19 protein-coding genes are annotated in these 14,047 nt (G+C 27.9%); 15 read left to right on the forward strand and 4 right to left on the reverse strand.

Features of this window, described 5'->3' with window-relative positions; translation table 11 throughout:
- Positions 1-4: 4 nt before the first annotated feature.
- The 6 genes from ACEG17_RS00730 (at position 5) to ACEG17_RS00755 (ending at position 3,875) form a co-directional block, all read left to right on the forward strand.
- Positions 5-466 (forward strand): flavodoxin, encoded by a 462-nt coding sequence (locus ACEG17_RS00730; RefSeq protein WP_068157411.1) that lies wholly within the window; start codon positions 5-7, stop codon positions 464-466.
- A 417-nt stretch (positions 467-883) separates the two neighbouring features.
- A complete protein-coding gene (locus ACEG17_RS00735; RefSeq protein WP_299574008.1) occupies positions 884-1,333 on the forward strand; it encodes a hypothetical protein in 450 nt (149 codons plus the stop codon).
- Entirely contained in the window at positions 1,334-1,720 is a 387-nt protein-coding gene (locus ACEG17_RS00740) for a tetratricopeptide repeat protein (protein WP_372582171.1), read from the forward strand.
- Positions 1,692-1,904, forward strand: a complete 213-nt coding sequence (locus ACEG17_RS00745) for a hypothetical protein (protein WP_372582172.1) — start codon at positions 1,692-1,694, stop codon at positions 1,902-1,904. The genes ACEG17_RS00740 and ACEG17_RS00745 overlap by 29 nt, the downstream gene beginning before the upstream one ends.
- Before the next feature lie 89 nt (positions 1,905-1,993).
- Complete coding sequence (locus ACEG17_RS00750) at positions 1,994-3,367, forward strand: FAD-dependent oxidoreductase (protein WP_372582173.1); 1,374 nt, start codon at positions 1,994-1,996, stop codon at positions 3,365-3,367.
- A 1-nt stretch (position 3,368) separates the two neighbouring features.
- On the forward strand, positions 3,369-3,875 hold the full coding sequence (locus ACEG17_RS00755; RefSeq protein WP_372582174.1) for a hypothetical protein: 507 nt from the start codon (positions 3,369-3,371) through the stop codon (positions 3,873-3,875).
- Between the two features lie 399 nt (positions 3,876-4,274).
- Here the strand turns inward: ACEG17_RS00755 and ACEG17_RS00760 are convergent, their stop codons facing one another.
- On the reverse strand, positions 4,275-5,111 hold the full coding sequence (locus ACEG17_RS00760) for a hypothetical protein (protein ID WP_372582175.1): 837 nt from the start codon (positions 5,109-5,111) through the stop codon (positions 4,275-4,277).
- A gap of 24 nt (positions 5,112-5,135) precedes the next feature.
- Positions 5,136-5,948 carry a hypothetical protein gene (locus tag ACEG17_RS00765; RefSeq protein ID WP_372582176.1) on the reverse strand — a complete coding sequence of 271 codons (813 nt, stop codon included), beginning with the start codon at positions 5,946-5,948 and terminating at the stop codon, positions 5,136-5,138.
- Positions 5,949-6,228: 280 nt separating this feature from the next.
- On the opposite strand from ACEG17_RS00765, the gene ACEG17_RS00770 reads away from it, so the two are divergent.
- The 4 genes from ACEG17_RS00770 (at position 6,229) to ACEG17_RS00785 (ending at position 9,060) form a co-directional block, all read left to right on the forward strand.
- Positions 6,229-6,696 carry a hypothetical protein gene (locus ACEG17_RS00770; RefSeq protein WP_372582177.1) on the forward strand — a complete coding sequence of 156 codons (468 nt, stop codon included), beginning with the start codon at positions 6,229-6,231 and terminating at the stop codon, positions 6,694-6,696.
- Positions 6,697-6,843: 147 nt separating this feature from the next.
- Positions 6,844-7,065 carry a DUF896 domain-containing protein gene (locus ACEG17_RS00775; RefSeq protein ID WP_015769634.1) on the forward strand — a complete coding sequence of 74 codons (222 nt, stop codon included), beginning with the start codon at positions 6,844-6,846 and terminating at the stop codon, positions 7,063-7,065.
- 104 nt (positions 7,066-7,169) lie between these two features.
- On the forward strand, positions 7,170-7,832 hold the full coding sequence (locus ACEG17_RS00780) for an HAD family hydrolase (protein WP_372582178.1): 663 nt from the start codon (positions 7,170-7,172) through the stop codon (positions 7,830-7,832).
- A 154-nt stretch (positions 7,833-7,986) separates the two neighbouring features.
- Positions 7,987-9,060: an asparaginase gene (locus ACEG17_RS00785; RefSeq protein WP_372582297.1), complete on the forward strand. Its 1,074-nt coding sequence runs from the start codon at positions 7,987-7,989 to the stop codon at positions 9,058-9,060.
- A 40-nt stretch (positions 9,061-9,100) separates the two neighbouring features.
- Here ACEG17_RS00785 and ACEG17_RS00790 read toward each other — a convergent pair whose 3' ends face one another.
- Positions 9,101-9,292 carry a hypothetical protein gene (locus ACEG17_RS00790; RefSeq protein WP_372582301.1) on the reverse strand — a complete coding sequence of 64 codons (192 nt, stop codon included), beginning with the start codon at positions 9,290-9,292 and terminating at the stop codon, positions 9,101-9,103.
- A gap of 223 nt (positions 9,293-9,515) precedes the next feature.
- Here ACEG17_RS00790 and ACEG17_RS00795 point away from each other — a divergent pair, with 223 nt between their 5' ends.
- The 4 genes from ACEG17_RS00795 (at position 9,516) to ACEG17_RS00810 (ending at position 12,860) form a co-directional block, all read left to right on the forward strand.
- Complete coding sequence (locus ACEG17_RS00795) at positions 9,516-10,538, forward strand: pseudouridine synthase family protein (protein WP_372582179.1); 1,023 nt, start codon at positions 9,516-9,518, stop codon at positions 10,536-10,538.
- 172 nt (positions 10,539-10,710) lie between these two features.
- Positions 10,711-11,127 carry an HD domain-containing protein gene (locus ACEG17_RS00800; protein WP_372582180.1) on the forward strand — a complete coding sequence of 139 codons (417 nt, stop codon included), beginning with the start codon at positions 10,711-10,713 and terminating at the stop codon, positions 11,125-11,127.
- 36 nt (positions 11,128-11,163) lie between these two features.
- A complete protein-coding gene (locus tag ACEG17_RS00805) occupies positions 11,164-11,832 on the forward strand; it encodes a Fic family protein (protein WP_372582181.1) in 669 nt (222 codons plus the stop codon).
- Positions 11,833-11,879: 47 nt separating this feature from the next.
- Positions 11,880-12,860, forward strand: a complete 981-nt coding sequence (locus ACEG17_RS00810) for an RluA family pseudouridine synthase (RefSeq protein ID WP_372582182.1) — start codon at positions 11,880-11,882, stop codon at positions 12,858-12,860.
- A gap of 186 nt (positions 12,861-13,046) precedes the next feature.
- On the opposite strand, the gene ACEG17_RS00815 is transcribed toward ACEG17_RS00810, so the two are convergent.
- Positions 13,047-13,184: a hypothetical protein gene (locus ACEG17_RS00815; protein ID WP_372582183.1), complete on the reverse strand. Its 138-nt coding sequence runs from the start codon at positions 13,182-13,184 to the stop codon at positions 13,047-13,049.
- 189 nt (positions 13,185-13,373) lie between these two features.
- Here ACEG17_RS00815 and rnhB point away from each other — a divergent pair, with 189 nt between their 5' ends.
- Positions 13,374-13,991 (forward strand): ribonuclease HII, encoded by a 618-nt coding sequence (gene rnhB / locus ACEG17_RS00820; protein WP_372582184.1) that lies wholly within the window; start codon positions 13,374-13,376, stop codon positions 13,989-13,991.
- Positions 13,992-14,047: the final 56 nt, after the last annotated feature.

Below are 14,047 nucleotides of genomic sequence, written 5' to 3' on the forward strand. Positions count from 1 at the left end.
TATAATGAGTTTTTTGGTTGTATATTATTCATATTCAGGAATAACAAGAAGATTAGCGGAAGATATTGCGTTGATTACCGATGGAGATTTGAGAGAGCTGAAACCACAAAAGCCCTATTCATTCTCATATAATACTGCTGTAAAAGAAGCGAGAGAAGAAATTGAAAAAGGATACTGTCCACCTCTTATTCAAGGAGCGGAAACTATTGAAAATGCAGAGGTAATTTTTATTGGCTCTCCCAATTGGCTCAAAACTTTTGCCCCACCCGTGCTATCGTTTTTAAGAACGGTTGATTTAAGCGGAAAGACAATCATTCCGTTTTGCACGCATGGTGGAGGTGGTTTTGGGAGAATGATTGAAGATTATAAAAAGGAATGTAAAAATTCAATTATTAAAGATGGAATAGCGTTAAAAGGAGATTACAGTTTTGATGAACTAAAAACATGGTTAGATAGCAATTTATAAATTCTAATTTTTCGAGCTGAAAAAATTAAATACTGAAGATACAAGGCGATTAAGAAATAGAAATCTTAGTCGCTTTTTCTTATGCAAAAAAATTATACAGTTTTTATTTATTAATAGGAGAAGATGGGAGAATAAATTCGCTGGAAATTCTCAATATATTGAAAATGGCTAAATTTAAGCATAAAATATAAGTTCCTGAAAATATAATAGAAGGCGATATTTATTTTAAGAGGGAAGAATACAATGAAGCTGGTATAAAAGTTAAAGAATTAGATTTTTTGGAGATTGATATTTCCCAAAATATTATCGGATGTTATTTTACTGATAACAGGCTTAATATTTATTTTGGAGTAAAAATTTTCGAAAATATAGTAATCTTAATTAATAGGAATAATTATGCAGAAGGAATTTTGATTTATGGAAAATTTGAAATTGAAGATAGTAGATTTTACTGGAAAAAGTGAGAATGTGGTAAGCGAGCGGGATATGATTTTTTCTTTTAATAACGGAGAGATAAAAATATATTTGTCTTATGAAACAGGAGAACTGAAAAAAATAGAAACAGTTAGTGAAAATGAAAAAATTGAAAAAGAAATTGGAATGGAAGCAGTATTAAAATTTAAGGGGAATTCGGTTATTTTGGATTATGAATATGGATTGTATGAGTATGTGGAAATAGAAATTGAGGATAAGCTGGAAAAATATTGGGCTGATGGAAAAACAGTTTATTTAAAGGAAGGGAAGAAAATTTTTTTAGAAGTTGAAATTTGGGAAGGATATTTGCTATTTTTTGATGATGAATATAGGATGGCAGGATTTGGTATAAAAATCGGAAAGAATAAAAATTTTGAAAAGGCGGAATTATAAATGAATAAATATATTTTACTGATGTTGCTTTGTCTGTTAATAGGATGTAGAAATCAAGGAAATGATGTGTTAATAAAAGATATTGATGATGTTTCTTTTCATCAGGAAAATAAAAAAAATCCTGAAAAAGCTCAATTAATGGCAAGAATTGCCTATGAATTGAACAGAGAAAACTATAAAGAAGCGGAAAAGTATTTTTTAAAAGTGGCAAAATATGACAAAACTGCTTATGTTTCAATTGCAGATATGTATTATGAACATATTGATGAAAATGAAGGGAAAAAGAGGTATGAGATAGCTTTTGAAAAAGGAAATAAAAAGGCAGGTACAATTTTAGGTATGATTGCTGAGGATAATAATGATTATAAAAAGGCGGAAGAATGGTAAAAAGAAATCATCTGATAAAGTTTTAAAAAATTCGATTGAAATAGTTGTGATGATATTTTCTGAATTTCCAAACGATAATATGATAGAGTTTATAGAATATGAGAAGACTTTGGATATTTTAGTTATTAAGGGGATTGAAAAAATAATAAAATTTGTAAACACAAATACTCTTGTTTTTTTATAAAAAATGTGGTATTCTTAAGACAAGGAAATCTAATTTTATAATGAATACAATTATGTAACTAATTGTATAAAATGGAAAGGACAAAGAAAATGAAAAAATATGATGCAATAATAATTGGATTTGGAAAAGGTGGAAAAACTTTGGCAGGATTTTTGGCTGGGAAAGGTCAGAATGTGGCTTTGATTGAGAAATCGGACAAGATGTACGGAGGGACTTGTATAAATATTGGGTGTATTCCTACAAAAAAACTTGTTGACAGTACAAAAGTTCTTAAAAATAAAGGATTAAACGGTATTGAGGAAAAGGAGAGATTTTATACAGAAAGTATAAATAATAAAAATACATTAATTGGTGCATTACGTGGAAAAAATTATGAAATGCTGGCTACAAAGGAAAATATTGATATTTATGATGGATTTGGAAGTTTTGTTTCGAAAAATGTAGTTAATATTGAAAGTAATGGAGAAAATGTTCAGATTGAAGGAGAAAAAATATTTATAAATACAGGTTCGACTACAATAATTCCTGGTATAAAAGGACTTAAAGAAAGTAACCATGTGTATACAAGCACTTCAATTATGGAACTAAAGGAACTTCCTAAAAAATTGACTATTTTGGGAGCAGGATACATTGGGTTGGAATTTGCTTCTATGTATGCTGATTTTGGGTCAGAAGTCACAGTGATTGATTTGGCACAAAGACTTATGCCTAGAGAAGATGAAGAAATTGCTGATAGGGCAAAGGCTATATTTGAGGCAAAAGGAATCAAATTTTTACTGGAATCAAAAATTGAGGAAATTGTTGATAAAAATGGAAAAGGATATGTGCAAATTTCACAAGGAACAAGCAAGAGCGAAATTGAATCAGACGCAATTCTTGTGGCAATCGGAAGAAAACCTAATACAGAAGGGCTTAATTTAGAAGCGGCAGGAGTAAAAACTGACGAAAAAGGTGCGGTTGTAGTTGATGAAACATTGAAAACAACAGCTGATAACATTTGGGCAATGGGAGATGTGAAAGGCGGACTTCAATTTACATATATTTCTCTTGATGACTTTAGAATAATAAGAGATAACCTTTACAATGGAGGAAATAGAACAGTAAACGACAGAAATGTAATTCCATACAGCGTATTCATAAATCCACCTTTATCAAGAGTTGGAATGACTGAAAGCGAAGCAATTGCCAAAGGATATGAAGTAAAAACAGGAAGACTTGAAGCAATGGCAATTCCAAAAGCAAAAATAGAAGGTGTGACAGATGGACTGCTTAAAGCGGTTATAGATGCAAAAACAGATAAAATACTGGGATGTACTTTATTATGCAACACTTCCCACGAAATGATAAACATTGTTGCAGCGGCTATGAAAGCTGAACAAAAATATACATTCTTAAAAGATATGATATTTACTCATCCGACAATGAGCGAAGCTTTGAATGATTTATTTGGAAGTGTGAAATAAATTGAAAGAACTGATTGTACTTATATTTTTAAATTTATTGATGCTTTATAGCTTTAGATTATGTTTTTGTTTTATAAAAGTTTTTCAGAAAAAAGAAATTAAGAAGTTTTTATGGGGTGATTTAGTTTTTGGAATAGTGTATTTGTTTTTGTGCATAGAAGTTTTGGGTAAGGATTTTTTTTCACAAAACCAAGGATTACACGTTATAGTATGTATTTTAGTTGTTTTATTGTTTATGATAATGAAAAGAAAAAATAATAAGTTCTTGTCTTATGTTGCTTTTTCTTTAGTTTTTATTGATTTATTAGGATTGATTTATCATGGAAATATGCAATTTTATGGAATTATAATTTTACAAATGCCGATTTTTATAATTGCAAATTTTATAAAAGATGATAACAGGTTAAATAAATATACATATTCAACATTGATAATGGCTAATTTACTCAATATACCTGTAATTTCACTTAAAACTTTGATGTTGTTGGAAAATATGGGAAGGGTTTAAATAAAGGAAGTAAGAAAACAATAAATAATGCTATTTTTCATTTGAATAATAGGTTTGTTATGAATTTCTTCTGGTATAGGGTTACTAAATAATTAAAATATAATTTCAGTTTCTTAAATGAAATTTGATATAAAATAAAAAATTTCTTCAAATTAAAATCACGGTTATTAAGATTAACTGTGATTTTTTGTTATTAACTTTAGTCAGTTGATTATGTAAGATGTATGAAATATAAAATTGCTCGCTATATGAGTGTGAAAATGTTCCATTATAATAGAGTTATTCAATCTGCCATTAATGAAAGAAAGGTGTTTATATGACTATAAGAAAATGTGAAGATCTTTTATAAAAAAATAATCATTATTTTTTAACAACAATGATTATTTCAATTATTTGTTTTTAATTAAAATACCCCATAAAATCATTTTTTAATTCTAAAATTTTTTTAGTTAGTTCAGGATAGAAATTTGTTCCATAAATTTCATCTTCCATAAATTTATTATATTTTTCAATTGGAATTTTACCATTCTTATCCTTGTTTTCTACTATAAACTGTTTTAAGTTTTGATATAATTCATCAAAACTTTTACCTGTATATTCCGCACGCCAAACACTGTCATCAGCATTGTCATAATCTAATACATACATATGTGGAAAAGACAGTTCAGGAATTTTTATAATAATATATGTTGAAAAAATTTTTTTTGTGCTTTTATCTTTTTTGAATGTTATATCTTCTTCTAAAAATTTATCATCCAGTTTTATTTTTTTTATTGTATCATAAATTAATAACATTTTTTTTATTTTTGTTACAAGCTCTTTTCTAGAATCATTCAACACAATGTTTTTTTTACTTTCAAAAACAGGAATATTATTTTTAAAAGCAATATCTCTATATTCTGTCATATTAAAATTTGAAGTATTAATTTCAAATTTAACTAAAGTTGTCATATTTCTTTCAGAATAATTAAGATACTTTGGATCTAGAATGTATAAGTTTCCATTACAACGTTCATTATAATCAAGTACACAGTATCCATATCCATTATTTATTTTATAAATTTCCATTCCAGATTTTATTTTTTCACTAAGAAGGGGAAAATACTCATAATAAACTATCTTATCTACTTCAAATGAATTAGTAAAACTTGAACTTTGAAATATTATCATAAAACTAAGAAATAAACACCAACTTGATATTTTAAATTTTTTTCTCAAAATAATTTGACAATTCATAATAAGTCTCCTTTATCGTTTTCTTTATTCTAAAAAGAAATTATATCCCAGTTCATTATTTAGTTTTAAAATTTCCCTAGTTAGTTCTAGATAAAAATTTGTTTTATAAATTTCTTTTTTCATAAATTCATCATACTTTTTTTCTGGAATTTTACCATCTTTATTCTTATTTTTTGCTATAAACTGTTTTAAATATTGATATAATTCATCAAAATCTCTACCTTTATACTCTAAATTCCAAATTGATTTATTGATATTTTCGTAGTCAATAACATACATAGGTGGAAAATACGACAATTCAGGAGTTTTTATAATAATATAAGTCGAAAAATCTTTTTTTATGTGTATTGTTCCTGTCATTGAACTGGGTCCATCATCTGCTTCGATTATTTCTTCATCCGTAGTTATATTTTTAACCAAATCATGTATCATCAGCATTTTTCTTATTTTTTTTATACTTTCTTTTTGAGAATTTCCCAAAACAATATCTGATTCACTGTTAAAATCCAAATAATCATTATCAAAAGTAATATTTCCATATTTTTTTGCCGTAAAATTTGATAAATCAATATCCAGTTTAATTACACTTTGCATATTTTTTTCTGTGCCGTTAGCATACTTGGGATCTAAAACTTGTAGTAGACCGCTGCATTCTTTCACAAAATCTGTAGTTCCACAGTATCCTTTCACTTTATGTATCTCCATTCCAGATTTTAATTTTTCCGTAAAACCTCGATAGTTATAATTGTAATACACTACTTTATTTAATTGCTTCGGTTCAGAAAATATCATTACTTGTAATATTAAAAAATATAAAATAATTTTTACTAATCTCATTTTATCTCTTTTCTTTATTATATATAACAAATTTTTAGTTAATAACATTAATATTTTTTATTATTTTAACATAATTTATATATAAATGTAAATGTTGAAATTTTTATTAGGGAAATAAATTTTTGAAATATAAGTTTAGTAAACTGATAAGATTAAGTAATCTTGTTTTTTAGTAAAAAATATGATATTCTTGTGTATACCAAGGGATTAAGGCTCTTTGTCAGCGAGTGGGGGGAAATAAAAAATTAAACATTAAAAAATATTAAAATAAGGAGAGAAAATGGAAAATTTATCAATAATACCAATATTAATTGTATTTTATGATTTGTTTAAATTGATATACAGTATATTTTTACAGAAAAAAGTAAAAAAAATTTTACTTGTTGACTTGATTATGATAATGATATTTTTTATGACATTTACGATTTTTATATTGCCTAATTTGTTAGTTCATTTGGTACTTTGTTTTATAAGTAGTTTAGTATTTGTGTTTATGAATGATATTAATAGAAGAACTTATAGTTTTTTTATAATTATAATGACAATAATTGATACGATGTTTGCTTGGGGCAGTTTATATCTTTTAGGGATAGTGTCGTTCATTATATTTATTTTATTTCAAGTTGGAATTTATCTGAAAATAAAAGAACGTAATGAGGAATTAAATAATTATATGTACTTAGCATTAGCTATAAATGACGTTGCAATTATTTTGGGATCTATTGCAATGCTTAGCTTAGCGTCTTAACTTTTAAAGAAATATTTTGTGAAAAGTTTTAATCAATTCATTTTAAAAAATTATTTTTACTTTTTGTTAATTAGTGCTATAATTATTTATAGATTTTTTGCTGTACTTTTGGTTACAGTAATGTTTTTTAGAAAGGAAATTAGAAAAATGGAAGATATTATTAAAAAAGTAAATGAATTTTCAAAGTTGGCACGTGAGAGAGAATTGACCGAAGAAGAGAAGAAAGAGCGTGAAAAATATAGAAAAATGTATATTGAAAAATTTAAGGAAAGTGTGAGAGGGCATTTGGATAGCATTAAGGTTGTTAGAGTGGATGATGATGGGAATCCAATTGATGATGACGGGAATGTTATTGAGCCTGAAGCGTAAATAAAATAGTAATAATAGTATTTAGAGATAAAATCTTGAAAGTTGGATTGATAAGATTTTAGTAATTGTTTAAAGTGGATTAGAAAGGGAATGAGTGAAAATTTATGAAATACGATTTAGTTATATTTGATTTGGATGGGACGCTTATGGATACGTCAAAATCTATTACAAAGACTGTAAATTCAGCGATGGAAGAACTTGGGAAAAAGCAATATTCTGCTAATGAATGTGTAAAATTTGTCGGTGGTGGAGTTTCAGGGCTTGCACGGAATATTTTGGGAAAAGAGAAGTATGATGATGTAACAAATGAGGAAATGGAAAAAGTTATAAGAAAATATTATGATATTTACTTTGACTATGGTGTCGAGCCTTATGAAGGAATACCTGAATTGCTTGATTTTTTGGAACAGAATGGCGTGAAAAAAGGTATTGTAACAAACAAGGATCATGAAACAGCCTTATCTGCAGTTGATAAAAAGTTATCCAAATGGAAATTTGATGGAATATTTGGCTCAAATGAAAAGGAATATCCAAATAAGCCAAATCCGTACAATGTTGATAAAATGGCACAAAATTTAAATATTTCAAAAGAAAAAATATTATTTGTTGGAGATATGCTTGTGGATGTAAATACAGCTAAAAATGCTGGAATTGATATTGTTTACTGTAAATGGGGATTTGGCGAAGTAAAAGGCGAGGTTGGAATTGACGAAGATGTAAAGGTGTCCAGTGTTCAGGAAATTATTGAAAGAATAAAAGGTAAATAGAAAGTTTTTAGGGAAATCGTTTTAGTATTTTATATTAAAGCGATTTTTTTTATTTGTAAAGTGCTATACATTTACTAGAGAAAATGATAAAATAAAGTCAAGATAAAAAAGTTTGGATAACAAATGAAAAGCAGAAGAAGGAACGGTGGGATGTATGCAAGAGCAGAACAGTCAGAAGATTTTGGTAATAAATACAGGTGGGACAATCAGTATGGTTCATTCAGATAAAGATGACAATAAAAGTGCATTGAAACCCTCTTCATCTTGGGAGGAAGTTATATATAATTATCAATTTTTAAAGGATATGAATGTTGATTATGTTCAGACAAGCAAAATCATTGATTCTTCTGACATGAATTATGAAATTTGGCTGGAAATTGGTAAAATAATTGAAGAAAATTACGATAAATACAAAGGTTTTGTAATACTACATGGAACGGATACAATGTCTTATACTGCAAGTGTTCTTTCTTTTATGTTAAAAAATCTTGGGAAAACGGTGATTTTGACAGGAGCACAACGTCCAATTCAGGAAATTAGAAGTGATGGACTGCAAAATTTGCTAACTTCTATTGAAATAATTGAAAAACAGACACAAGGAAATATTGAAATTTGTAATTCAGAAAATGAAATACTACCTGTAATTCCAGAAGTGTGCCTGTTTTTCAGGGATCATCTTTTTAGGGGAAATCGTTCAAGAAAGCTTGATTCTACAAATTATTTTGGATTTTCTTCCCCAAATTATCTCCCATTGGGGCAGGCAGGCTCAAAAATAAAAATATATGAAAACAGGCTATTATCAAAGCCAGAGGGAAAATTTTATGTAGATTACAAAATTAATCCAAATGTACTGATGATGGATGTATTTCCTGGATTTAATCCTAAAATTTTAAAACGGATATTCCAAGATGATGATAGTATAAAAGGACTTGTGTTACGGACTTACGGAAGTGGGAACACCCCACAAAATAAGGAATTTTTGGAAACAATAAATTATATAATTGATATGGGAGTTATAATTTTGAATGTAACTCAATGCACAGTTGGAAGTGTGGAAATGGGACTTTATGAGTCAAATGCCATACTTACGGAACTAGGTGTTGTAAATGGATACGACATGACACCAGAAGCTGCAATTACAAAATTTATGTGCCTTTTAGGAAAATATGATGTGGAAAAAGTGAAGGAAAGATTGGTAATGAATATTGCGGGAGAGCTTACTAAATAGATTTGCTTTTTAATTATGCAGTTTTAAATTTATGTTAATACTAAACTCCGTTTAAAAATGAGAATAAATTTTTATAATAGGGTTGTTCAATAGCTAATTTATAATCATTCAACTTTTTCATTTTTATTTCTGTAGGATTGCTCATTGCCGCAAATCCTACAACCATGGCTAGTCTACGACATTTTTCTGCACTGACAAAAAACTCGCTATGCTCAAACAGTTTTGCCAGCACAGAAAAATGCTCCGACGGATTAGTTCATGCCGGATTCTGTTTAAAAAACGAAAATTATATTTTAAATTATTTGAAAATATTAGATTTATATCCTTTATTAGAAAAATCTATAACAAATTCGTTATTTAAATGGTGTTTAGTATAAAATAAATTTAGCAAGGAATTAAGAATTATTGTCATAAATGAAGATCAGACAATTTAATAAATTGATAAAGGATATAAAATGGAAAATATTAATACAGAAAAATTAAAGCTAGATAAATTAATAAGAGATTTTGAGAATACAAAATATTTTGGATATATGTTTTTTGTAGAATATGATGGAAAGAAATTTGAATCTTTTGATGAAAATCCTAATAAAAAGAGTGTTAAGTCAGAATTTAGGAAAGTTCTAGAAAAGAACAAAATCAAGATTTTTAAAGGTATTCAGCAGGCTGGAAGGACTGATGCGAATGTGAGTGCAAAAGAAAATATTCTTTATATAAATTCCAAAGAGATAATTGCTTTTTCAAAATTAAAATTTTTGGAAACAGAAGGGCTGAAAATCAATAAAATAGGGAGAACATTGCCATTTCTTGAATTTCCACAAATGATTGAAAAAAGATATTATATTTATGAATATCCAAAAAAACTTAGGAAAAACGATGAAGAGAGAATAAATCAGATTTGTAAGAAAGTATCTGGGGAAAAGGATTTTTACGAATTTACTTCAGAAAAGGGAAAAAAATTAAAAAATCATACAAGAGAAATTTTTGTGAAATATGAAAATGGTAAGCTGTATTTTGTGGGAGATGGATTTTTGCCGCAGCAGGTGCGGATTATGAGTAATTTTATTTTAAATAATACAAAGTTTGATATTGAAAAGTTAAATGATGGGAATTTTGAAAATAGGAAATTGGGGATAAAAGATAAACCGCTTGATGGGAAATATTTGACACTTATGAAAGTTGAATTTTCAGAAAAATTAGAGAAAATCAGTTTTTTTGATGTGAAAAATATTGAAGAATTGATAAATTTGAAAAAGAATAATAATGAAAATTTGGAAACAAGAAATTCTGAAATCAAAATAGATGATTTGAATGAACAATTAAAAAGCATTGATAAAGTTAGAAAAATTGAGAGAAATAGTTATTTTACGGTATTTTTCGTTGAAAAGAAAGATAAAGGGGAATTTATTGGGAAAAGAGGGAAAAATATTAGGAAGTTAAAGAAGATTTTTGGGGATATAGTTGTAAAAGAGATTTGAAAAAATTGAAAAATATTTTATAGATTATGTATAAATTTATTGTTTTTAAAAATTTTTAGATACTGTTTATAGAAAAATATTGAATGATGAAATTTGATAGCAGGATATTAACATATTTTGTTAGAAAGTGTAGAAAAATAAGAAAAATCAAGATTAGGAAAAGAGTGGAAAAATGTATATAATTAGAAAAGCAATGGAATATTTTAAACCGAAAATTAACAGGGCTTATATGAATGAGGCTTTGAAAAAATTGACAGAAAAAGAAAAGAAAATATTTTTGGAAATGTCTGATTACGATAAGTTTCATTCGCTTGAAGTTTATAAAAAAATAAAAAAAACGGAACTGAAAAACAATGAGAAATATTCAAAATTGGCACTTCTGCACGACTGTGGAAAAGAAAATGTGTCGATTATAACGAGAGTTTTGCATAAATTAGGATTTAAAACGCAGTTGCGAAATCACGCACAAAGAAGTTTTGAAAAGCTGGAAAAAGTAGATGAAGAAGTAGCGGTTTTGGCGAAAAATCATCATAATAGAGGTTATTCACAGGAAATGGATGTTTTTCAGAAATGTGATGATGAGAGTTAAGAAATTGATGAAAAATTTTTAGAAAAGAGTGATTTTATGAAAGACAAGTATAAAATGACATTGGAGGAGAATATTTTTGTTGCGAAAAGAAATATAGTGGATTCAATTTGGAAATCGGCAAATCTGGAAGGAATAGCTGTAACTTATCCTCAGACAGAAACGATTTTTCAGGGACTGGGAGTTCAGAATATGAAAGTTAAGGATATAAATGCTATTGTTAATTTAAAACATTCGTGGGAATTTATTTTGGAAAATATTGAATATCCTCTTGATTTAAACTATATTTGCAAAATTAATCAGCTAATTGGGGAGGCAAATGTAAATCCTTTTCCAGGACAATTGAGATTTTCTGATGTAAGTATGGGTGGAACAGATTGGAAACCTGAAATTCCAAATAAGGAAAAAGTGAATGATAATTTGAATAAAATTTTGAAATGTGAAAACTCTGCAACGGAAAAAGCAATAAATTTAATGCTATATCTAATGAGAAGTCAGCTTTTTTATGATGGAAATAAAAGGACAAGCATGATGACAGCAAATCACGTAATGATTCAAAATGGTTCGGGGATTATTTCTGTACCGATAAAACAGCAAGAGAAATTTCTGGAATTGCTTGTGAAATTTTATGAAACTAATGATATGAGTGAAATTAAGGAATTAATTTATAATCATTGTATTGATGGGATAAATTTTAAAAGAGAGTAGAATTTTTGGGAAATAAAAAATTATAAAAGAAAGAAAAATAAATAATTATGAATGAAAAATATAAAGTTGAAAATGAATTTGAAGATGAAATAGATGTTGAAAATAATGAAAATGAGGAAAATATTGTTGTTTTGAATGAGGAGGCTGGGAGCAGGATTGATAAATTTTTGTCGGAAAGGCTCGAGTTGACACGGACACGTATTCAACAGCTTATAAAAGATGAAAATATTTTGGTAAATGAAAAAAAAACAAAGCCTGCTTATAAAATTGAAGAAAATGATACAATAAAAGTTGTAATTCCAGAACTGGAAACTGTTGAAATTAAACCTGAAAACATTGATATTGAAATAATTTATGAAGATAATGATTTGGCAGTTATCAATAAAAAAGCTGGAATTGTCGTACATCCTGCAAATGGACATTATTCGGGAACGCTTGTAAATGCAATTTTGTATCACATCAAAGATTTATCAGGAATAAATGGAGAAATCCGTCCTGGCATTGTGCATAGGCTAGATAAGGACACAAGCGGACTTTTAATAATCGCCAAAAATGACAAATCACATCTAAAATTGTCACAAATGTTTCACGACAAAACTGTAAAAAAAACTTATCTTGCAATTTTAAAAGGAAAACTAAACCAGAAAAGCGGAAGAATTGTAACACAAATCGGGCGTGATAAAAATGACAGGAAAAAAATGACAGTAATAAATGACTTAAATTCGGGAAAAACTGCGATTACAAATTATGAAGTAATTTCTCAGACGGAAAAATTTACGCTTGTTAAAGTTCATATTGAAACTGGAAGAACTCATCAAATAAGAGTTCACATGAAATATTTAGGATACCCAATTCTAGGCGATAGTGTCTACGGCAGAACAGATACCGAAAAACGCCAAATGCTTCATGCCTACAAACTGGAATTTGAACATCCAATTACAGAAGAAGAAATCGAATTTATTGCAGAATTGCCAGAAGATTTTGAAAGGGCATTGAAAAAATGTGGGCTAGAATTTGAAATTTTTTGATAAATATTCATTCTAATTAAATGAATAATTATAGTTAAGTTAAAAATGTTGAATTATAAGTTATTAGTATTAGATAAATTAATTAGAAATATTATTAAGCAAAATTTTGTTAAGAGAAAAAACTAATATAAAATTAATTATCATACTAAACCTTTTTTAGAAATAGGAATAAATTTTTATAATCATTCATCTAATTACTATGTTTTTTTCTTTTTTATTTTCGTAGGATTGCTCATTGCCGCAAATCCTACAACCTATGGCTAGTCTACGACATTTTTCTGCACTGACAAAAAACTCGCTATGCTCAGACAGTTTTGCCAGCACAGAAAAATGCTCCGACGGATTAGGTTATGTTAGACTCTGTTTAAAAAATGAAAATTATATCTTAAATTTCTTGAAAATATTAGGTTTATATCTTTTATTGGAAAAGTTTATAATAAATTCATTATTTAAATTGGGAATGGTATCAAATTTTAAGTTTAGAAATATTATAAAAAGTAAAGGAATATGCTTATGGATAAAAAAAATGAATTAATGGAATTTGACGAAAAATATAATAAGATTGTTGTTGGGGTTGATGAAGCTGGGAGAGGGCCTTTGGCAGGGCCAGTCGTGGCTGGAGCTGTAATTGTGATTCAGGATTTTCCGGAATTGCAGGAGATTAACGATTCGAAGAAGTTGACTGAGAAAAAAAGAGAAAGATTGTTTGAAGCAATAGAAAAAAATTGCATTGTGGGAATCGGAATCGCTTTGGAAAAGGAAATTGATGAAATGAATATTTTGAATGCAACATTTCTTGCAATGCGTCGAGCGATAAATCAAGTGGCTGAAAAATCAGCATTTGATATAGTTCTGGTTGATGGTAACCATTTGATTCGAGAGTATGAAGGAGACCAGGAATGTATTGTGAAGGGAGACAGCAAGTCGTTAGTCATTGCGACAGCTTCAATTGTGGCAAAGGTTACAAGAGACAGAATGCTTTGTGAGATTGCAAAGGAATTTCCTGAGTATGAATTTGAGAAACATAAAGGATATGGGACTAAGAAACATAGGGAGATTTTGCTTGAAAAAGGGGCTTGTAAGTATCATAGAAAGACGTTTTTGAAGAAGATATTGGGAGTAAAAAATTAAGAATATATAAAATATTATAATCCCTTTATAAAAAACAGTATTTTAAAGAAATTGCA

The organism is Leptotrichia hongkongensis, assembly GCF_041538065.1.
GTDB classification, from domain to species: Bacteria; Fusobacteriota; Fusobacteriia; order Fusobacteriales; family Leptotrichiaceae; genus Leptotrichia; species Leptotrichia hongkongensis.

What these genes read in the sequence shown, in the direction of transcription:
- ACEG17_RS00750 (WP_372582173.1), top strand. Translation starts at nt 1,994, where the DNA reads ATGAAAAAATATGATGCAATAATAATTGGATTTGGAAAAGGTGGAAAA.
- ACEG17_RS00735 (WP_299574008.1), top strand. Translation starts at nt 884, where the DNA reads ATGGAAAATTTGAAATTGAAGATAGTAGATTTTACTGGAAAAAGTGAG.
- ACEG17_RS00730 (WP_068157411.1), top strand. Translation starts at nt 5, where the DNA reads ATGAGTTTTTTGGTTGTATATTATTCATATTCAGGAATAACAAGAAGA.
- ACEG17_RS00740 (WP_372582171.1), top strand. Translation starts at nt 1,334, where the DNA reads ATGAATAAATATATTTTACTGATGTTGCTTTGTCTGTTAATAGGATGT.
- ACEG17_RS00800 (WP_372582180.1), top strand. Translation starts at nt 10,711, where the DNA reads ATGTATATAATTAGAAAAGCAATGGAATATTTTAAACCGAAAATTAAC.
- ACEG17_RS00805 (WP_372582181.1), top strand. Translation starts at nt 11,164, where the DNA reads ATGAAAGACAAGTATAAAATGACATTGGAGGAGAATATTTTTGTTGCG.
- ACEG17_RS00810 (WP_372582182.1), top strand. Translation starts at nt 11,880, where the DNA reads ATGAATGAAAAATATAAAGTTGAAAATGAATTTGAAGATGAAATAGAT.
- ACEG17_RS00775 (WP_015769634.1), top strand. Translation starts at nt 6,844, where the DNA reads ATGGAAGATATTATTAAAAAAGTAAATGAATTTTCAAAGTTGGCACGT.
- ACEG17_RS00765 (WP_372582176.1), bottom strand. Translation starts at nt 5,948, where the DNA reads ATGAGATTAGTAAAAATTATTTTATATTTTTTAATATTACAAGTAATG.
- ACEG17_RS00795 (WP_372582179.1), top strand. Translation starts at nt 9,516, where the DNA reads ATGGAAAATATTAATACAGAAAAATTAAAGCTAGATAAATTAATAAGA.
- ACEG17_RS00785 (WP_372582297.1), top strand. Translation starts at nt 7,987, where the DNA reads ATGCAAGAGCAGAACAGTCAGAAGATTTTGGTAATAAATACAGGTGGG.
- ACEG17_RS00780 (WP_372582178.1), top strand. Translation starts at nt 7,170, where the DNA reads ATGAAATACGATTTAGTTATATTTGATTTGGATGGGACGCTTATGGAT.
- rnhB (WP_372582184.1), top strand. Translation starts at nt 13,374, where the DNA reads ATGGATAAAAAAAATGAATTAATGGAATTTGACGAAAAATATAATAAG.
- ACEG17_RS00760 (WP_372582175.1), bottom strand. Translation starts at nt 5,111, where the DNA reads ATGAATTGTCAAATTATTTTGAGAAAAAAATTTAAAATATCAAGTTGG.
- ACEG17_RS00770 (WP_372582177.1), top strand. Translation starts at nt 6,229, where the DNA reads ATGGAAAATTTATCAATAATACCAATATTAATTGTATTTTATGATTTG.
- ACEG17_RS00745 (WP_372582172.1), top strand. Translation starts at nt 1,692, where the DNA reads ATGATTATAAAAAGGCGGAAGAATGGTAAAAAGAAATCATCTGATAAA.